Source organism: Acidovorax sp. K2F, assembly GCF_025246485.1.
GTDB lineage: Bacteria > Pseudomonadota > Gammaproteobacteria > Burkholderiales > Burkholderiaceae_C > Acidovorax > Acidovorax delafieldii.
This window is the reverse complement of sequence record NZ_JAOBSQ010000026.1, coordinates 157,884-177,756: the sequence shown is the minus strand read 5'-3', so window position 1 is coordinate 177,756 and position 19,873 is coordinate 157,884. Positions and strand designations below refer to the sequence as shown.

Here is a 19,873-nt window from a genome sequence, read left to right as displayed (position 1 = left end):
GCTCGTCAGGGGCTGCGCGGCGTTCCTGTTCCAACCGGGTTCTGAATCACTATGTCCAAACGAGACTTTTACGAAATCCTGGGCGTTCCGAAGAACGCCTCGGACGAAGAAATCAAAAAGGCCTATCGCAAGCTGGCGATGAAGCACCATCCTGACCGCAATCAGGGGGACGCAGCCAAGCCTGCCGAGGAAAAGTTCAAAGAGGCCAAAGAGGCCTACGAGATGCTCTCGGACCCCCAAAAGCGTGCGGCCTATGACCAGTATGGCCATGCGGGGGTAGACCCCAACATGCGCGGCCCCGGTGGCGCAGGAGCAGAAGGATTTGGCGGTTTTGCGGAAGCCTTCGGCGACATCTTTGGCGACATGTTCGGCCAACAAGGCGGGCGCGGGCGCGGCGCCGGTGGACGCCAGGTCTACCGTGGCAGTGACCTCAGCTATGCCATGGAGATCACGCTCGAAGAAGCAGCTCGCGGCAAAGACGCGCAGATTCGCATCCCATCCTGGGACACCTGCGACACCTGCCATGGCAGCGGCGCCAAACCCGGCACCAGCGCCAAGACCTGCGGAACCTGCCAAGGCGCGGGCACCGTGCAAATGCGCCAGGGCTTCTTCAGCGTGCAACAGACCTGCCCCCACTGCCGTGGCACGGGCAAGATCATTCCTGAGCCTTGCACCACCTGCCATGGCCAAGGGAAGCTCAAGAAGCAGAAGACTCTGGAAGTGAAGATTCCTGCCGGCATCGACGATGGCATGCGCATCCGTTCCACCGGCAACGGCGAGCCGGGCACCAACGGCGGCCCACCGGGCGACCTGTACATCGAGATCCGCCTGAAGAAACACGACATCTTCGAGCGCGACGGCGACGACCTGCACTGCCAGGTACCGGTAAGCTTCATCACAGCGGCGCTGGGTGGCGAGATCGAGGTGCCCACCCTGCAGGGCAAGGCGGCCATCGACATCCCCGAAGGCACCCAGGCCGGCAAGCAGTTCCGCCTGCGCGGCAAGGGCATCAAGGGTGTGCGCGCCAGCTACCCGGGTGACCTGTACTGCCACATCGCGGTCGAGACACCCGTCAAGCTCACCGAACACCAGCGCAAGCTGCTGCGCGAGCTGGAAGACTCCCTCAAGAAGGGCGGCGCACGCCATTCGCCCAGCGGCGAGAGCTGGACGGACCGGTTGAAGAACTTCTTCAGCTGATCACGCGCGGGTTTCCCGCCAAAAACCGCCTGCAGCCCCAAGGCCGCAGGCGGTTTTTTCTTGATGCAAGGCAAGAAACCCCCTGGCAACGTCCGCAGGCGCAATCCGACCAGTAGGATGGTCATCATCGATGCTCACCCGGGAGTCTGGACACATGAACGTCAACATCACCTTCCTGGGGGGCTCCGGCACCGTCACCGGCTCCAAGTACCTGGTGCGTTGCAACGGCAAGAGCCTGCTGGTCGATTGCGGCCTGTTCCAGGGCTACAAGCAGTTGCGCCTGCGCAATTGGCAGCCCCCGCCCATCACGCCGCACCAGATCGACGCCGTGGTGCTGACCCATGCCCATCTGGACCACAGCGGCTACCTGCCGCTGCTGGCGCGCGACGGCTACACCCACGCCATCCACTGCACCCCGGGCACACGTGACCTGTGCACCATCCTGCTGCCCGACAGCGGGCACCTGCAGGAGGAGGACGCCGCCTTCCTCAACCGCCACCAGCTCAGCAGCCACAGCCCCGCCCTGCCCCTGTATACCCGGCTCGACGCGCTGCACTGCCTCAAGCAATTCCAGATCCATGCCTTCCACAAGGCGTTCGAGCCCCTGCCCGGCTGGCGCGTGACGTTTTCGCCCGCAGGCCACATCTTGGGTGCGGCCAGCGTGCTGCTGGAGGTCGGAGGCAGGCGAATCCTGTTCTCTGGCGACCTGGGCCGGCCGGACGACTTGCTGATGAATCCACCGGACGCCCCGCCCCAGGCGGACACCGTGCTCATCGAATCCACCTATGGCGACCGCGAGCACCCGCCCGAAGGTCTGCTCGACGAACTGGGCCCCGCACTGCAGCGCCTGGCCGCACGCGGGGGCATCGCCGTGGTGCCCGTCTTCGCCGTGGGCCGCGCGCAGGCCGTGCTGCACGCCATCGGGTTGCTGAAGGCGCAGGGTGTGGTGCCAGCATCGCTCAAGGTATTCCTCGACAGCCCCATGGCCGTGAGCACCACCGGACTGTTCCAGCACCACATGCAGGAACACCGCCTGAGCGGCCGCGAGGTGCAGGCGCTAGAGCATGGCGCCACCATGGTCCAGACACCCGAGCAATCCAAAGGACTGGCCAAACTGCATGGTCCCATGGTCATCCTGTCAGCCAGTGGCATGGCTACCGGGGGCCGCGTGCTGCACCACCTGGCACTGCACGCTGGCGATCACCGCAACATGATCATTCTGACCGGGCACCAGGCGCCGGGCACACGCGGCGCGCGGCTGGCTGAGGGCGAAAAGACCATCCGCATTCACGGCCAGGACGTGGCCGTGCGCGCCGAAGTGGTCAAGTTGTCTTCTGCATCGGCCCACGCCGACGGCAACCAGCTCATCGCCTGGCTGCGCAGCATGGGGCACGCGCCCGACCAGGTGTATGTGGTGCATGGCGAAATGGGCGCCGCCGACCTGCTGCGCCAGCGCATTGAACACGAATTGCGCTGGCGGGCCTCAGTGCCAGAGCACGGCAGCACGTGCGCGGCCTGAGCCCCGGTCTCTTTCTGCACTCCAGGAGTGCCACTCTTGCGCAGAAGGGCATCTCAGCCATCGCGTATCACGATGACAAACCACCGACAATGGGGAGAAAATATGAAACCTTCTCTTTTTGAGAAGTCAAAACCCCATGAAAAGCTCCGAGCGCAGTTTTGCGCGCCGTATTGACCTCACCTCGCTGCAATTGTTTGTGGCGGTGTGCGAGCTGGGCAGCATCGGCCGCGCCGCCGAGCGCGAATTCATTGCAGCATCAGCGGTCAGCAAGCGCCTGTCGGACCTGGAAACGGCTGTAGACACCGCCCTGCTCTACCGCCACAGCCGGGGCGTGACGCTCACGCCCGCCGGCGAGAGCCTGCTGCACCATGCGCGCACCGTGCTGTTTGGCCTGGAGCGCATGCAGGGCGAACTGAGTGAATATGCCGACGGCGTTCGCGGCCATGTCCGCATGCACGCCAACATCTCGGCCATCTTTCAGTTTCTGCCCGAAGACCTGGGCGCCTTTGCGCGCGAGCACAGCCAGATCAAGATCGACCTGCAGGAGCACCTCTCCAGCGATGTGCTGCACGCCGTGCAAGAAGGAGCCGCCGACCTTGGCATCTGCAACATCGGCATGGCGAACGGGGGCGGAGCCCTGGAGCTGCAGAGCCGCCCCTACCGCGCCGACAATTTGGTGCTGGTTGTGCCCCGAGCGCATGATTTATCTGCGCTGGATGCTATCAATTTTGAAGAAGTCCTGGACTGGGACATTGTGGGCCTGCACGCCAACAGCAGCATCAGCCTGGCCATGCGCGCGGCCGCTGCCGCAGCCGGGCGCCCCCTGCGCCAGCGCATCCAGGTGACGGGGCTGGACGCCATGTGCCGCATGATCGACAACGGCCTGGGCGTGGGCCTGCTGCCCGACCGGGCGTTTGCGCTGATGCGCGGCGTGGGCAACCTGCAAGCCATCCCGCTGACCGATGCCTGGGCCCACCGCGAACTGCGCGTGGTAGCCCGCGACTTTGACGCCCTGCCCGTCACCGCGCGTTTGCTGGTGGAACACCTCTCACCCCGGGCAGAACCCGCCCCGGCGCACCCGGCCCCCGACACTAAAATCCAATCACCCACCTGAAAGCAGAAAGAAAGCCACGCCATGGGACGCACCCTGTACGACAAGATCTGGGACGAGCATGTCGTCCACACCGAAGAGGACGGCACCTCCATCCTCTACATCGACCGCCATCTGGTGCATGAAGTCACCAGCCCTCAGGCATTCGAAGGTCTGCGCGAAGCGGGCCGCAAGGTCTGGCGCATGAGTTCCATCGTGGCCACGGCCGACCACAACACGCCCACCACGGGCTGGGAAAACGGCTACGACGGCATCACCGATCCGATCAGCAAGGAACAGATCACCACGCTGAACGACAACATCGCGCAGATCACACCCGCCGCGTTCTTCCCGTTCATGCACAAGCGCCAGGGCATCGTGCACGTCATTGGCCCTGAAAACGGTGCCACCCTGCCCGGCATGACGGTGGTGTGCGGCGACAGCCACACCAGCACCCACGGCGCGTTTGGCGCACTGGCCCACGGCATCGGCACCTCCGAGGTCGAGCACGTGATGGCCACGCAGACCCTGCTGGCCAAAAAGGCCAAGAACATGCTGGTGCAGGTGGACGGCACGCTGGCCAAAGGCGTGACCCCCAAGGATGTGGTGCTGGCCATCATCGGCAAGATCGGCACGGCCGGCGGCACGGGCTACACCATTGAATTTGCAGGCTCCGTCTTCCGCGCCATGAGCATGGAAGGCCGCATGACCGTATGCAACATGGCCATTGAAGGTGGTGCTCGCGCGGGTCTGGTGGCTGTGGACGACAAGACCATCGAATACGTCAAGGGCCGCCCCCTGTCGCCCACGGGCGTGGAATGGGACCAGGCCGTTGCGTACTGGAGGACGCTGCACTCCGACGCCGACGCAAAGTTCGACACCGTGGTCAAGCTTGATGCGGCCGACATCGTGCCGCAGGTCACCTGGGGCACCAGCCCCGAGATGGTGCTGGGCGTGGACGCCCGCGTGCCCGACCCGGACAAGGAAAAGGACACCAACAAGCGTGGCGCCATCGAGCGCGCGCTGACCTACATGGGCCTGCAGCCCGGCAAGCCGATCAATGACATCACCATCGACAAGGTGTTCATCGGCAGCTGCACCAACAGCCGCATCGAAGACATGCGCGAAGCCGCCGCCGTGGTGAAGAACCTGGGTCGCAAGGTGGCCAGCAATGTGAAGCTGGCCATGGTGGTGCCCGGCTCGGGGCTGGTCAAGGAGCAGGCCGAGCGCGAGGGCCTGGACAAGATTTTTGTGGCCGCAGGCTTTGAGTGGCGCGAGCCCGGTTGCAGCATGTGCCTGGCCATGAACGCCGACCGGCTGGAGCCTGGCGAGCGCTGCGCATCCACCAGCAACCGCAACTTTGAAGGCCGCCAGGGTGCTGGCGGCCGCACGCACCTGGTGAGCCCGGCCATGGCCGCAGCCGCTGCCGTGCACGGCCACTTTGTGGACATCCGCCAGTTCACCTGAGCTGATCATTCATCCCATCATCCGCCCGTTGTCCCCTCTACTGCCCCAACCGCCTGAAGGAGCCTTGTCATGAAAAAGACCGCCACCCTCATCGCCCTGTCCCTGGCCTTTGTGCTGGCTGGCTGCAACACCGTCAAGGGTGTGGGCCAGGACATTGGCAAAGCCGGCAGCGCCATCGAGCGGGCCGCCAAGTAACTGATACCGCCATGCAAAAATTCACCTTGCTCAAGGGCCTTGTGGCCCCCATGGATCGCGAGAACGTCGATACCGACGCCATCATCCCCAAGCAGTTCCTCAAGTCGATCAAGAAGACCGGCTTTGGCGTGAACCTGTTTGACGAATGGCGTTACCTGGACCACGGCGAGCCCGGCCAGGACCCCGCCAGTCGCAAGCCCAATCCCGACTTCGTGCTGAACCAGCCGCGTTACCAAGGCGCCAGCATCCTGATCGCCCGCAAGAATTTCGGGTGTGGTTCCAGCCGCGAGCACGCGCCGTGGGCCTTGGATCAGTTCGGCTTCCGCGCCATCATCGCGCCCAGCTTTGCCGACATCTTCTTCAACAACTGCTTCAAGAACGGCCTGCTGCCCATCGTGCTGCCCGAGGCCACGGTGGCCCAGCTGTTCGATGAAGTGCTGGCCTTCCCCGGCTACCAGCTCACCATCGACCTGGAGCGCCAGGTCATCGTGCGCCCCCAGGGCGAAGAGATCCCGTTCGACGTGCAGGCCTTCCGCAAGTACTGCCTGCTCAACGGTTTTGACGACATCGGCCTGACCCTGCGCCAGTCGGACAAGATCAAGGCCTTTGAAGCCCAGCGTCTTGCCACCAAGCCCTGGCTGGCACACACCATGGTGTCGTAACTCAAAAATTCAGCCCAATCGGCCGCAAGCGCCACATCCATATGTGCTAGCAGCTATCAAAAACAAAGCAAAATCAATGAAAATCGCAGTTCTGCCGGGTGACGGCATCGGTACCGAAATCGTGGCCGAGGCCGTCAAGGTCCTCAACGCACTCGACCTGAAGTTCGAGATGGAATCGGCCCTGGTCGGCGGCGCCGCCTACGAGGCCCACGGCCACCCGCTGCCCGAGTCCACCCTCAAGCTCGCCAAGGAAGCCGACGCCATTCTGTTCGGCGCCGTGGGCGACTGGAAATACGACAAGCTCGACAGGCCCCTGCGCCCCGAACAGGCCATCCTGGGCCTGCGCAAGAACCTGGGCCTGTTCGCCAACTTCCGCCCTGCCATCTGCTACGAGCAACTGGTGGGCGCATCGAGCCTCAAGCCCGAACTGATCGCAGGCCTGGATATCCTCATCATCCGCGAGCTGACCGGCGACATCTACTTCGGCCAGCCCCGAGGCCGCCGCACGGCAGTGGACGGCCACTTTCCCGGTGCCGAAGAAGCCTTCGACACCATGCGCTACAGCCGCCCCGAGATCGAGCGCATCGCCCACGTCGCCTTCCAGGCCGCCCGCAAGCGCAACAAGAAGGTCACCAGCGTGGACAAGGCCAACGTGCTGGAAACCTTCCAGTTCTGGAAGGACGTGGTCACCGACGTGCACAAGGAATACCCCGACGTCGAACTGCAGCACATGTACGTGGACAACGCTGCCATGCAACTGGTCAAGGCGCCCAAGGCGTTTGACGTGGTCGTGACCGGCAACATGTTCGGCGACATCCTGTCGGACGAAGCCTCCATGCTGACTGGCTCCATCGGCATGCTGCCCTCGGCCAGTCTGAACAGCAGCAACCAGGGCCTGTACGAGCCCAGCCACGGCAGCGCCCCCGACATCGCCGGCAAGGGCGTGGCCAACCCGCTGGCCACCATCCTCTCGGCAGCGATGATGCTGCGCTTCAGCCTGAACCAGGAAGCCGCCGCCCAGCGCATCGAAGCCGCCGTGCAGAAGGTGCTGGCCCAGGGCCTGCGCACGCCCGATATCTACAGCGAAGGCACCACCAAGGTCGGCACGGCGCAGATGGGCGACGCGGTGGTGAAGGCGCTGCAGGCGTAAACCTCCCCAGCCGTCCGAGCTGCCCACAGCGGCGGCGCGTGGCATCCACAAAAGGCGATCCTCTGTGATCGCCTTTTCTTTGTAATGGGCGAGTACCGACTCGCACACCCGTCCAGCCCGCCAGGGGCGCCGTTGCCGAGCGGACCATGGCGTGCCCGCAACGCTGCAAGCCCCGTGCAAGCCGCTATCTATTACAATCATGCCCATGTTTGCCGCCCGCCCGTTCGATCTGAACACCGCTACTGCCGCCCTGGCAGGCGTGGCTGTGCGCGCAATCACCACCAAAACCACGACCATTATTAAGGGCTGATCCAGCTCCGGTACCGTCGTGCGCCCTCTCCCGGCCAGACGAGCCGGGGCAAACAGTCTGGTCTGGCACTGTTTCTTAATCTGAAAGGGGCGTTGAAATGAGCAAGTTGGTAGGTTTGGTCGGCTGGCGCGGCATGGTCGGCTCGGTGTTGATGGACCGCATGGTCGAGGAAAAAGACTTCGACCTGATTGAGCCATTGTTCTTCTCCACATCCAATGCCGGCGGCAAGGCCCCTGCGCAGGCCAAGAACGAAACCACACTGCAAGACGCCTTCAACATCGACGCCTTGAAGCGCTGCGACATCATCATCACAGCCCAAGGCGGCGACTACACCACCGAAGTCTTCCCCAAGCTGCGCGCCGCAGGCTGGAACGGCCACTGGATTGACGCGGCATCCACCCTGCGCATGGAAAAAGACGCGGTCATCATCCTGGACCCCGTCAACATGCCCGTCATCAAGGACGCGCTGGCCAACGGCGGCAAGAACTGGGTAGGCGGCAACTGCACCGTGAGCTGCATGCTGATGGGCGTGGGCGCACTCTACAAGGCCGGCCTGGTCGAGTGGATGAGCACCCAGACTTACCAGGCAGCCTCGGGCGGCGGCGCGCAGCACATGCGCGAATTGCTCACCCAATACGGCACGCTGAATGCCGAAGTGAAGGCCCTGCTTGACGACCCCAAGAGCGCCATCCTGGAAATCGACCGCAAGGTCATCGCCAAGCAGCGCGCACTGACCGGCGCCGAAACCGCCAACTTTGGCGTGCCCCTGGGCGGCTCGCTGATCCCCTGGATCGACAAGGACCTGGGCAATGGCCAATCCAAAGAAGAGTGGAAGGGCATGGCCGAGACCAACAAGATCCTCGGGTTGGGCGAGGGCTTCAGCTCTGCGGCCATTCCCGTAGACGGCTTCTGCGTGCGCGTGGGCGCCATGCGCTGCCACAGCCAGGCCCTGACCTTCAAGCTCAAGAAGGACGTGCCCGTGGCCGACCTCGAAGCCATGATCGCCGCCGACAACGAGTGGGTGAAGGTGGTACCCAACACCCGCGAAGCCACCATCAAGGACCTGACACCCGTCGCCGTGACGGGCACCATGACCATCCCCGTGGGCCGCATCCGCAAGCTGGCCATGGGCCCCGAGTATGTCGGCGCCTTCACCATCGGCGACCAGCTCCTCTGGGGCGCCGCCGAGCCACTGCGTCGCATGCTGCGCATCTTGCTCGACGCCTGATCGTCTCACTTCATAAAGCGCGCGCAAGCCCCCTTGCGCGCGCTTTTTTACGCCTGAGACATCGACACACTCGGTTACGCGGCGTTGGCAATTGGCAACATCTGCATGCCCCAATTTGGGGCGCCGGGACCCCACTCAAAGCTTCGGAGCCACCTCAGCTTGTCAGTGCAAAACATTGATGCTATGGTGCTTTTTACATATTTTCACGCGCCGGGGCGGGGATCAGACCATGAGAACAAAAGCACCGCTCGTCCGAGCCGCAAAAAATCCTAATCAGTTGTTGGCAAACATGCATCGTTGGAAATTTTCTGTCCTGGCGGCCGCGGCCGTGGCTTGCGCTGGTTTCTACACCAGCGACGCGTCTGCGCTGGCACTGGGCCGCATCACCGTGCAGTCTGCCCTGGGCGAGCCGCTGCGCGCTGAAATCGACCTGCCACAGATCACTCCTGCCGAAGCGGACTCGCTGCGTGCCACAACGGCCACGCCTGAGGTCTTCCGTGCCCAGGGCATGGAATACACGCAGACCATGAACAACCTGCAGATTCAACTGCAGCGCCGCGCCGACGGCACCGCCGTGTTGCGCCTGTCAAGCGACCGGCCTGTGAACGAACCCTTCCTGGACTTGGTGCTGGATGCCAACTGGGGCTCAGGCCGCATCGTTCGCAGCTACACCATGCTGTTTGACCCGCCAAGCATGCGCCGCGCAGCGCCTGCCGTCACAGCAGCGCCCCAAATTTCTGCACCGGTGGCGCCCCAGGTCCCTGCGACGCGCCCCGCAGCCACAGCCCGTGCCAGCGAGGCAACCGCCGCTGCACCCGCACCCCGTGCGGCAGCCCCGCGCCCTGCCCCCGCAGATGGCGTGACGGTACAGGCAGGCGATACTGCCGGCCGCATCGCGAACGCCTACAAGCCTGCAGGCGTTTCGCTCGACCAGATGCTGGTCGCCATGATGCGTACCAACCCGGACGCGTTCATTCAGGGCAACGTCAACCGCCTGAGGGCAGGTGCCGTGCTGCAAATGCCCGACCAGGCCGCAGCGCAGTCCACCACAGCCCCCGAAGCACGTCAGATTCTGGCCGCACAGGCCCGTGACTTCAACGACTTCCGCCGCAAACTCGCAGGTGCGGCCCCTTCGACCGAAGTGGCTGCTGCCCAGCGCTCCGCCTCTGGCACCGTACAGACGCGCGTAGAAGACAAAAAACCCGCGACTGCAGCGCCCGACAAGCTCACCCTGTCCAAGGGGGCCGTCAAAGGCCAGAAGGCAGCCGAAGAGCAAGTCGCCAAGGACAAACAGGCCAGCGAAGCCGCCACGCGGATGGCAGAGTTGTCCAAGAACATCACCGACCTCAACAAGCTGAGCGCAGCCTCTGCAGCCGCCGGAGGCAGCCCTGCGCCCGCCGCAGCGGGTGCAGCCAGCGCACCTGCGGGGGTGGCTGTGCAGGCCCCAGCCGTCCCGGCAACACCGACCGCGCCGCTGGCGCCCGAAGCCCCGGCATCCGCCCCCGCAGCGGCCGCCAGCACCCCGCCAGACACGGCAGTGGCAGCAGAAGCGGCCGCCTCGGCACCCGCCACGGAGGCCTCTGCACCCGCACCGGCCCCCAAACCGGCGCCCACACCCAAACCTGCTCCGGCCCCCGTCGAGGAGCCCGGCTTCCTGTCCACCCTCATGGACGACCCACTGTTGCCTATTGGCGGCGGCATCCTGGTGGCGGGCCTGCTCGGATTTGGCGCTTACCGCCTGGTCCAGCGCCGTCGACAGAACGGTGGGGTGGACAGCTCCTTCCTGGAAAGTCGCATTCAACCCGACTCATTTTTTGGTGCCAGCGGCGGCCAGCGTGTAGACACAGCCAACAGCGACATGACCACCGGCTCGTCCATGGCCTATTCACCCAGCCAACTGGACGCCGGCGGTGACGTGGACCCCGTGGCCGAAGCCGACGTTTATCTGGCCTACGGCCGCGATCTCCAGGCCGAAGAAATCCTGAAAGAAGCCGTGCGCCACAACCCGGGCCGCGTCTCAGTGCACGTCAAGCTGGGTGAAATCTACGCCAAGCGCCAGGACCGCAAAGCCCTTGAGGCCGTCGCAGGCGAAGTGTTCAAGCTGACCCAGGGCGAAGGGCCTGACTGGAACCGCATTGCGGAACTCGGGCGTGACCTGGAGCCCGAAAACCGCCTGTACCAACCTGGCGGCCGCCCCGGAATGGCCGAGGATGAATCGCCTTCGGTGCCACCGGGCGGGTTCCCCAGCACCTTCACTGGTGCAGGCAGCCCTGCCGCAGCCCTGCCACCAGACTTGGACCTCGACCTGGATCTGGACCTGCCCGATGACGCGCTGACAGACGCCCCTCCTGCTGCAGCCGGTGGTTTTGCTGCGGCCGCTGCGGCTGCTGCGGCCAACAACCGCAGTGAAGCCAGCGAACCACAGACGCTGCGCCCCGAGTTGGATCTGCCCAGCATCCCCGACGAGCCCACGGCCGCGTGGAGCAGTCAGGAAACCGCTCCGAGTCCCATGATGGCGCCGCCTCCAGTGGCCAATCTGGACTTCCCCAGCAGCAACGACCTGACCATGGCGCCGTCCGGCCCCATGCCTCTCCATGGCGAGCCCCAAGACTCCGGCCCTATGGAGTTTGATCTGGGCGACCTGTCGCTGGACCTGAACGCCCCCTCCAAGCCGATGGCAGCTCCCGCCGCCAAGGCCCCGTCTGCTCCCGCACCGGAATTCACAGACGATGGATCGGCCGCAGCGCAGGACGACCCGCTGGCCACCAAGCTTGCGCTGGCCGAAGAGTTCAACGCCATCGGGGACACCGACGGCGCTCGTACGCTGATTGAAGAGGTGGTGGCAGAGTCCAGCGGCGCCCTCAAGACCCGCGCCCAGCGCATGCTGGCCGAACTGGGCTGATGCCGCTCGGCCCCTCCGCTGATTTAACCCCCAGCACGTCCCCAGGCCGCCCCGTGACCCGGGTGGCGCTGGGTGTCAGCTACAACGGCCAAGCCTACAGTGGCTGGCAGAGCCAGCTTTCTGGCAACACCGTGCAGGACAAACTCGAAGCGGCCCTGGGCCGCTTTGCTACGCATCCGGTCAGCACCCTTTGCGCAGGCCGTACCGATGCGGGTGTGCACGGCCTGATGCAGGTGGTGCACTTTGACACCCCGCTGGACCGGCCCGCAGCGTCCTGGGTCCGGGGTACCAACACCTTCCTGCCCTCCGACATTGCGGTGCAATGGGCTCAGGCGGTCCCAGACCACTTTCATGCGCGTGCCAGCGCCGTGGCCCGGCGCTATGCCTACGTGCTTCTGCAGTCGCCAGTGCGGCCCAGCGTGGATGCCGGGCGGGTGGGCTGGGTGTTTCACCCGTTAGACCATGACGCCATGCGGCAGGCGGCCGACTACCTGATCGGCGAGCATGATTTCACCTCGTTTCGCGCGTCCGCCTGCCAGGCCAAGACCCCGGTCAAGACCTTGCAACGCATCGACATCGTGCGACGGGGGGCTGATACACCGCACCCCGAACTGGGCTGGAGCCCCTGTTACTGGCGTTTTGAATTCGAAGCCAACGCCTTCTTGCACCACATGATTCGCAACATCATGGGCTGCCTGATCACCATCGGCCAGGGCGCGCAGCCGCCCGAATGGATGGCCGAGGTGCTGGCAGCCCGGTCCCGCAAGGTGGCCGCGCCGACATTCTCGCCAGACGGGTTGTACTTTCAAGGGCCCGTCTACGACGCCGCCTGGGGGCTACCCCAGCGCACGGCTGCGTATGATTGGCTTCCATGAACCAGGCCACTACACCGACCACAACGGCTCCCGCCGTCAGTCAACGCCTCCCCGCCCCTTTCCAGGCGTCTGCCAACGTACGCACCCGCATCAAGATCTGCGGGCTGACCCGCGAGGAAGACGTGGATGCAGCTGTGGCTGCGGGCGCCGATGCGGTGGGTTTTGTGCTCTACGCCCCCAGCCCACGGTCGGTCACCCCCCAGCGGGCCGCGCAGTTGGCACGGCGCCTGCCGCCGTTTGTCACGCCCGTGCTGCTGTTCGTGAACGAATCCACTCCTAATGTGATAGCAGCCAGTGCAATGATTGCTGGCGCTACGGTGCAATTCCATGGTGATGAGACGCCACAGGACTGCATGGCGGCCACCCACCAGGGGGCACGCCCCTACCTGCGAGCCGCCCGAATTCCCCTCGGTGATGGAGCGGCGCAGTTTGACCTCGTAAAATACGCCCACGATTACTCTCACGCCCAAGCCATCCTGCTCGACGCCCATGTCGAAGGGTTTGGCGGCGGCGGCAAGGCATTCAATTGGTCACTCCTTCCACCAAGCGTCAGCTCTCACCTCGTTTTGTCTGGTGGACTCACGCCTGCAAACGTGACAGATGGCATTTTGCAAGTCCGCCCGCGGGGTCTCTCGCTGGCGGTTGATGTCAGTTCCGGCGTCGAAGTCGATGGTCCTGATGGCAAACCCGTCAAGGGCATCAAGGACGCCGTGAAGATCCAATGCTTCGTTGCCGCCGTGCGTGCGGCCGATGCACAACTTGCAAAGAACCCCCATGAATTCCTATCAGCAACCTGATGCTTCCGGCCACTTCGGCCCGTATGGCGGCAGCTTCGTCAGCGAAACCCTGACCCACGCCATCCAGGAGCTGCGCGAGGCTTACGCGCGCTACCAGAACGACCCTGAATTTCTGGCTGAATTCCATTACGAACTCAAGCACTTCGTCGGTCGCCCCTCACCCATCTACCATGCAGCGCGAACCAGCCGCGAGATGGGCGGCGCACAGATCTATCTCAAGCGCGAAGACCTGAACCACACAGGCGCGCACAAGATCAACAACGTTATCGGCCAAGCCATGCTGGCCAAGCGCATGGGCAAGCCCCGCGTGATTGCCGAGACGGGTGCAGGTCAGCACGGCGTGGCCACTGCCACCATCTGCGCGCGCTATGGGCTCGAATGCGTTGTTTACATGGGTGCCGAAGACGTGAAGCGCCAAAGCCCCAACGTGTACCGCATGAAACTGCTGGGCGCTACGGTGGTGCCCGTGGAGTCTGGCAGCAAGACCTTGAAGGACGCCCTGAACGACGCCATGCGCGACTGGGTGGCGAATGTGGACAACACCTTCTACATCATCGGCACGGTGGCGGGCCCGCACCCCTACCCCATGATGGTGCGCGACTTCCAGAGCGTGATCGGCAAGGAATGCATTGAGCAAATGCCCAGCATGCTGGCCGAGCAAAAGGTGCTGGGCGACCAACCCGATGCGGTTATCGCGTGCGTGGGTGGTGGCAGCAATGCCATGGGTATCTTTCACCCTTACATCCCTTTCGAGAAAACGCGCCTCATCGGCGTGGAGGCAGCAGGCGAAGGCTTGGAGTCGGGCAAACACTCGGCATCGCTGCAAAAGGGCAGCGCGGGTGTGCTGCACGGCAACCGCACCTTCATCCTGCAGGATGACAACGGCCAGATCACCGAAACCCACAGCATCAGCGCAGGCCTGGACTACCCCGGCGTGGGCCCAGAGCACGCCTGGTTGCAGGAAATCGGCCGCGCCGAATACGTCGGCATCACCGACCAGGAAGCGCTGGACGCCTTCCACTACCTGTGCCGCACCGAGGGCATCATCCCCGCACTCGAATCCAGTCACGCCGTGGCCTACGCCATGAAGCTGGCCAAAACCATGCGCCCAGACCAGTCGATCCTGGTCAACCTCTCGGGCCGGGGCGACAAGGACATTGGTACTGTGGCCGATCTCAGTGGCGCCGACTTTTACTGCCGACCCAGCTGCCAGGGGCAGTCCGTCAAGGGCGGCGAGCAACCCATCAAGTTGGTGAAATAAATGAGCCGTATCGCATCCACCTTTTCTGCCCTGCAAGCACAGGGCCGCAAGGCGCTGATTCCTTATGTGACCGCCGGTTTCCCGTTTGCCGACATCACCCCCGCGCTCATGCACGGCATGGTCGAGGCCGGTGCCGACGTGATCGAGCTGGGCGTGCCCTTTTCCGACCCCATGGCCGATGGCCCGGTGATCCAGAAGGCGGGTGAAAAAGCCCTCAGCCTGGGCATTGGCATGGTGCAGGTGCTCGACCATGTGCGTGAGTTCCGCAAGCGCAACAGCACCACGCCAGTGGTGTTGATGGGCTATGCCAACCCTGTGGAACGCTACGACCAGAAGTACGGCGAAGGTGCGTTTGTGCGCGACTCTGCCGCTGCGGGCGTGGACGGCGTGCTCATCGTGGACTACCCGCCCGAAGAATGCGAAGCCTTTGCCGCCAGCCTGCGTGCGCACAGCATGGACCTGATCTTCCTGCTGGCCCCCACCAGCACGGATGAACGCATGGCCCAGGTGGCGCGTGTGGCCAGCGGCTATGTGTACTACGTATCGCTCAAGGGCGTGACCGGCTCAGGCGCGCTGGACACGGCGGCCGTGGAGCAGATGCTGCCCCGTATTCGCCAGCACGTGACCATCCCGGTGGGTGTGGGCTTCGGCATCCGCGACGCCGCCACCGCCCAGGCCATCGGCAAGGTGGCCGATGCCGTGGTCATCGGCAGCCGCATCATCCAGTTGATTGAAGACCAGGAGCACGCCAAGGTGGTGCCCCTGACCATCGACTTCCTGCGCGGCATCCGCAAGGCCCTGGACGCCTAGTCGCATAATGCAGCCCGGCGCATCCTGCGGGGTGCGCCGACAGATTCACACCCGGCCTGCCCCGCAAACGCCTACGGGCTTTGTAGCAGGTCGCGCCACTGAAGAGGAGAACACCATGTCCTGGCTCGAAAAACTTCTACCCGCCAAAATCCAGCAAACCGACCCCACCGAGCGCCGTCAGGTGCCCGAAGGCCTGTGGATCAAGTGCCCGAGCTGCGAAACGGTGCTCTACAAGGCCGACCTGGAGCACAACCAGAATGTGTGCCCCCACTGCAGCCACCACCACCGCATCGGTGCGCGCGCCCGACTGGACGCATTTCTGGATGCTGAAGGCCGCTACGAAATCGGCCAGGAAGTGCTGCCCGTAGACGCGCTCAAGTTCAAGGACAGCCGCAAGTACCCCGAGCGCCTGAAGGAAGCCCTGGAGAACACCGGCGAGACCGACGCCCTCATCGTGATGGGCGGCGCGGTCAAGAGCATCAACGTCGTCGCCGCCTGCTTCGAGTTCGACTTCATGGGCGGCTCCATGGGCTCCGTGGTGGGCGAGCGATTTGTGCGTGGCGTGGAAACCGCCATCGAGCAAAAGGTGCCCTTCATCTGCTTTACTGCCACCGGCGGCGCCCGCATGCAGGAAGGTCTGCTGTCGCTCATGCAAATGGCCAAGACCAATGCGGCGCTGACCCGCCTGGCCAAGAAGGGCCTGCCCTACATCAGTGTGCTGACCGACCCCACCATGGGTGGCGTGAGCGCAGGTTTTGCCTTTGTGGGCGACATCGTGATTGCCGAGCCCAAGGCGCTGATCGGCTTTGCTGGCCCGCGCGTGATCGAATCCACCGTGCGTGTGACCCTGCCCGAGGGCTTCCAGCGTGCAGAGTTCCTGCAAACCAAGGGCGCGGTGGACTTCATCTGCGACCGCCGCGAACTGCGCAACACCGTGGCCAGCAGTTTGGCCATGCTGCAACGACTGCCTGCTGACGCGGTGATGTAAATACCCGGTCCCCGAAAAGGGGACTGAATGAGGCCTCACCACGCCATTGCTATATTTTCAATAGCAAACAGAGCATATTTGGCTGACGCATCGGGCCTTTGGGATGCTTAACGCATCACACTCGCCTGCAAATGGCCCAGAACAATCATCACGACCTGCAGCACCACCAGCGCCACCAATGGCGACAGGTCGAAGCCGCCCATCAGCGGAATGACGCGCCGAAAAGGACGCAACACGGGTTCACACAGGCGCGCGATCACATCCGCCAGCGGTGAACGGCCACCCTGTACCCAGGACAGGACGGCATAGACAATCAGCAGGCCGATCAGCCCCGAGACCGCCACGCGCAGCAGCCCGAACAAGGCCAACCAGGGCAACCACGCCCATGCCGATCCCGCACCGAGCAGCAACGTCAACAACGCGTACTGCACCAGCTGCACCAGCATCGCAGCCACCAGACTGGACACATCCCAACGCCCCGCAGGGGAGATCACCCGTCGCAGCGGCATGATCAGCCAGTCGGTCAGGGCAAACACCAGCCCCCCCACCGGGTTGGCAAACGGAACACGTTGCCACTGCATGTACAGTCGTAGCAAACAGGCCCCCGTGAGCAAGCCGCCAACAACATCGAGCAGGAAAGAAGCGATCTGAAAAAGCATGGGCGAAAAAAGGGACGAAGGGAACAAAAAACCACGGCGATACCGAAAGCGGGTTGTGCCGTGGGATGATAGCGGGCCAAGGCGCCCCACCCCGCCCATGCCCCAAGCCCTCACACTGTCATCCCTGCCCCTTTTCCCGCTGAACTCCGTGCTGTTCCCGGGCGGCGTTCTGGCGCTGCGCGTGTTTGAGGTGCGCTACCTGGGCATGGTGCACAAGTGCTACCAAGCAGGTGCGCCGTTTGGCGTAGTGTCGCTCACCCATGGCCACGAAGTGCGCCGGGCGGGCGCACCCGAAGAGCGTTTCAACGACGTTGGCACCGTGGCGATCATCGAACAGCTGGATCACCCCCAGTCAGGCCTGATCACATTGCTGTGCCGCGCCAGCCAACGTTTTCGCATCACCCAGCGCCATCACCTGCCCAACGGCCTGTGGACCGCCGACGTGGATCACGTAGATCCCGACCTCCCGGTACCCGTCCCCGGCGAACTCAAGAAAGCAGCCGCCGCACTGGCGCAGGTGCTGCACACCCTCCGGCAACGCGATCCCGAAACCCCCAACGCCATCACACCCACCGAAGCGCAACTGGACGATTGCGGCTGGGTGTCCAATCGCTGGTGCGAGCTGTTGCCCGTGCCGCTGGAGCTCAAGCAGCGTTTGATGGAACTCGACAACCCTATGATACGGCTGGAGTTGGTGGGGGATGTGCTGGAGAGGACGGGGATTGCACCGTTACAGTAGACGAAAGACCGATGCACACTTCCAGCCTCTTCTTAAGTAGAGTTCTTGAATGGCCCCGGCGTATCAAGCAGATCTTCGTCGTCGGACTCGATGCCGCAATGGGAGTGTTCGCCATGTGGCTTGCATTCACATTGAGGCTAGAAGCCTTGCACACACCCGAAGGAGCGCAATGGCTGGTCTATGGGCTGGCACCAGTGTTAGCTATTCCCATCTTTGTAACGAGAGGGTTGTATCGCGCTATTTTTCGCTACACCGGCATCAAAGCACTGATTACCACGGGAAAAGCCGTGGCTTTGTATGGTGCCCTACTGTTTACAACCCTTCTATTCGCCCAATGGGAGGACGTCCCCCGTAGTGTTGGCCTCCTACAGCCACTCATTTTCCTGCTGCTCGTAGGTGCCAGCCGCGCGCTGGGATGGTTGTGGCTTGCTGGTGCCCCGGGGAAATCTCCGCAGCGCTTGCTAATCTACGGCGCGGGTCGCGCAGGTGCACAAACGGCAGCGGGTCTCGTGAGCACGCCTCAGTATCAATTAGTAGGGTTTATTGATGACGATCCGGCCAAACTCGGACAAAGCATTGACGGAGTTCAGGTATATGGGCTAGCCTCTCTATCAAAGCTGGTACACAAACAGCAAGTTACAGACATATTGCTGGCAGTACCAAGCGCCTCACGCCAACGCCGACACCAAATCATTGAAAGTATTCGGCAGCTTCCTGTGCGCATCCGCACTCTGCCAGGCTTGTCAGACTTGGCCAGCGGGCGCGTCACGATGGCAGATTTTCAGGAACTGGATGTTGAGGACCTCATCGGGCGCGAGCCCGTCGCGCCCAACTCAGAGCTGATTGGACGCAACCTCGCCAATCAAACCGTCATGGTCACCGGCGCCGGAGGCAGCATCGGGAGCGAACTCTGCCGCCAAATCGTAAGAGAGCGCCCCGCCACCTTGCTTCTGGTAGATCACAGTGAGTACGCGCTTTACAGCATCCATCAGGAACTGCTTGCGCTCAAGGAAAAGGGCTTACACAACTGTACCCTGGTGGCTTTGCTTACCAGCGTGGGCGCGGCCGACCGCCTAGACATAATCTTCCGAACACACAGACCTTCGTCTGTTTACCACACCGCCGCCTACAAGCATGTGCCAATGGTGGAATCCAATCCCGGAGAAGGCGTCCTGAACAATGTATTTGGCACACTTAACGTAGTGCGGCTAGCGCTAGCTCATGGTGCTAAACACTTGGTATTGGTATCGACCGACAAAGCGGTTCGGCCCACAAATATTATGGGAGCCAGCAAGCGCATCGCCGAACAGATCTTGCAAGCAGTTTCTGCAGCCAACCAAATGCCTTTTGCAGACTGCGACCAAAAGGAGTCCCAACCGCCATGGCTTTGCCCTACCCGCCTGTCCATAGTCCGCTTTGGCAACGTGCTGGGCTCCAGCGGCAGCGTCATTCCATTGTTTCGCCAGCAAATCGCGGCAGGTGGGCCTATCACAGTTACCCACCCGGAAGTGACCCGTTACTTCATGACCATCTATGAAGCTGCCCAACTCGTATTGCAAGCAGGTGCCATGGCTGAAGGAGGTGATTTATTTTTGCTCGACATGGGTGCGCCCATCCGAATTGAGCAGTTGGCTCGGCGCATGGTCGCCCTGTCTGGTTTGACCGTCAGAGACGACAGCCACCCCAACGGAGACATAAAAATACTCTTCACTGGCCTACGTCCTGGGGAAAAACTCTACGAAGAGCTTCTTATCAGTGACAACCCTCTTGCCACGCAGCATCCACGGATACTGCGAGCACGGGAAGAATACAAACCCTGGCCCGCACTGGCCAAGCTGCTGGAGCAGCTTCAAAATTCAGCTAAAGCAAACGATACTGCGGCTTTAAAAAAAGTGCTGCGAGAGTTGGTGCCGGGTTATGCGCCATTCTCTCATAATGGTGATTGACGCGCACTAATACTACCACTCATAACAGATAACCCCATACCAATCACCCACTTGTAAAACGCCGAAGAATTTTTAAAA

General features: G+C 63.1%; 17 protein-coding genes. 16 read left to right on the top strand and 1 reads right to left on the bottom strand.

The window, feature by feature from the left end; genetic code table 11:
* Positions 1-51: 51 nt before the first annotated feature.
* The 14 genes from dnaJ to accD all read left to right on the top strand — a co-directional run bounded on the left by dnaJ (position 52) and on the right by accD (position 16,451).
* A complete protein-coding gene (gene dnaJ / locus N4G42_RS08040) occupies positions 52-1,197 on the top strand; it encodes a molecular chaperone DnaJ (RefSeq protein ID WP_056061470.1) in 1,146 nt (381 codons plus the stop codon).
* Positions 1,198-1,351: 154 nt separating this feature from the next.
* Positions 1,352-2,716, top strand: a complete 1,365-nt coding sequence (locus N4G42_RS08035) for an MBL fold metallo-hydrolase RNA specificity domain-containing protein (protein ID WP_260666810.1) — start codon at positions 1,352-1,354, stop codon at positions 2,714-2,716.
* 136 nt (positions 2,717-2,852) lie between these two features.
* Positions 2,853-3,830, top strand: a complete 978-nt coding sequence (locus N4G42_RS08030; RefSeq protein WP_260666809.1) for a LysR family transcriptional regulator — start codon at positions 2,853-2,855, stop codon at positions 3,828-3,830.
* Positions 3,831-3,851: 21 nt separating this feature from the next.
* Positions 3,852-5,273 carry a 3-isopropylmalate dehydratase large subunit gene (gene leuC / locus N4G42_RS08025; RefSeq protein ID WP_056061462.1) on the top strand — a complete coding sequence of 474 codons (1,422 nt, stop codon included), beginning with the start codon at positions 3,852-3,854 and terminating at the stop codon, positions 5,271-5,273.
* Between the two features lie 69 nt (positions 5,274-5,342).
* The gene (locus tag N4G42_RS08020) at positions 5,343-5,468 is read left to right on the top strand and encodes an entericidin A/B family lipoprotein (protein ID WP_005795904.1); all 126 of its coding nucleotides are present in this window, start codon (positions 5,343-5,345) and stop codon (positions 5,466-5,468) included.
* 11 nt (positions 5,469-5,479) lie between these two features.
* Complete coding sequence (leuD, locus tag N4G42_RS08015) at positions 5,480-6,130, top strand: 3-isopropylmalate dehydratase small subunit (protein WP_056061459.1); 651 nt, start codon at positions 5,480-5,482, stop codon at positions 6,128-6,130.
* Between the two features lie 76 nt (positions 6,131-6,206).
* Positions 6,207-7,280: a 3-isopropylmalate dehydrogenase gene (gene leuB, locus N4G42_RS08010; protein ID WP_056061457.1), complete on the top strand. Its 1,074-nt coding sequence runs from the start codon at positions 6,207-6,209 to the stop codon at positions 7,278-7,280.
* Positions 7,281-7,687: 407 nt separating this feature from the next.
* The gene (gene asd, locus N4G42_RS08005; RefSeq protein WP_260666808.1) at positions 7,688-8,818 is read left to right on the top strand and encodes an aspartate-semialdehyde dehydrogenase; all 1,131 of its coding nucleotides are present in this window, start codon (positions 7,688-7,690) and stop codon (positions 8,816-8,818) included.
* 289 nt (positions 8,819-9,107) lie between these two features.
* Positions 9,108-11,720 carry a FimV/HubP family polar landmark protein gene (locus tag N4G42_RS08000; RefSeq protein WP_260666807.1) on the top strand — a complete coding sequence of 871 codons (2,613 nt, stop codon included), beginning with the start codon at positions 9,108-9,110 and terminating at the stop codon, positions 11,718-11,720.
* Positions 11,720-12,595, top strand: coding sequence for a tRNA pseudouridine(38-40) synthase TruA (gene truA / locus N4G42_RS07995; protein ID WP_260666806.1), 876 nt, complete (start codon positions 11,720-11,722; stop codon positions 12,593-12,595). Before N4G42_RS08000 ends, truA begins: the two co-directional genes overlap by 1 nt.
* Positions 12,592-13,392, top strand: a complete 801-nt coding sequence (locus N4G42_RS07990; RefSeq protein ID WP_260666805.1) for a phosphoribosylanthranilate isomerase — start codon at positions 12,592-12,594, stop codon at positions 13,390-13,392. The genes truA and N4G42_RS07990 overlap by 4 nt, the downstream gene beginning before the upstream one ends.
* Entirely contained in the window at positions 13,370-14,653 is a 1,284-nt protein-coding gene (trpB, locus tag N4G42_RS07985) for a tryptophan synthase subunit beta (protein WP_056061441.1), read from the top strand. The genes N4G42_RS07990 and trpB overlap by 23 nt, the downstream gene beginning before the upstream one ends.
* Complete coding sequence (gene trpA, locus N4G42_RS07980) at positions 14,654-15,463, top strand: tryptophan synthase subunit alpha (RefSeq protein WP_260666804.1); 810 nt, start codon at positions 14,654-14,656, stop codon at positions 15,461-15,463.
* A gap of 115 nt (positions 15,464-15,578) precedes the next feature.
* A complete protein-coding gene (accD, locus tag N4G42_RS07975; protein ID WP_015013229.1) occupies positions 15,579-16,451 on the top strand; it encodes an acetyl-CoA carboxylase, carboxyltransferase subunit beta in 873 nt (290 codons plus the stop codon).
* Between the two features lie 107 nt (positions 16,452-16,558).
* Here accD and N4G42_RS07970 read toward each other — a convergent pair whose 3' ends face one another.
* On the bottom strand, positions 16,559-17,110 hold the full coding sequence (locus N4G42_RS07970) for a YggT family protein (RefSeq protein WP_260666803.1): 552 nt from the start codon (positions 17,108-17,110) through the stop codon (positions 16,559-16,561).
* A gap of 97 nt (positions 17,111-17,207) precedes the next feature.
* On the opposite strand from N4G42_RS07970, the gene N4G42_RS07965 reads away from it, so the two are divergent.
* The gene (locus N4G42_RS07965; RefSeq protein ID WP_260666802.1) at positions 17,208-17,849 is read left to right on the top strand and encodes an LON peptidase substrate-binding domain-containing protein; all 642 of its coding nucleotides are present in this window, start codon (positions 17,208-17,210) and stop codon (positions 17,847-17,849) included.
* 11 nt (positions 17,850-17,860) lie between these two features.
* Positions 17,861-19,795: a polysaccharide biosynthesis protein gene (locus N4G42_RS07960; protein WP_260666801.1), complete on the top strand. Its 1,935-nt coding sequence runs from the start codon at positions 17,861-17,863 to the stop codon at positions 19,793-19,795.
* The last annotated feature ends 78 nt before the right edge of the window (positions 19,796-19,873 follow it).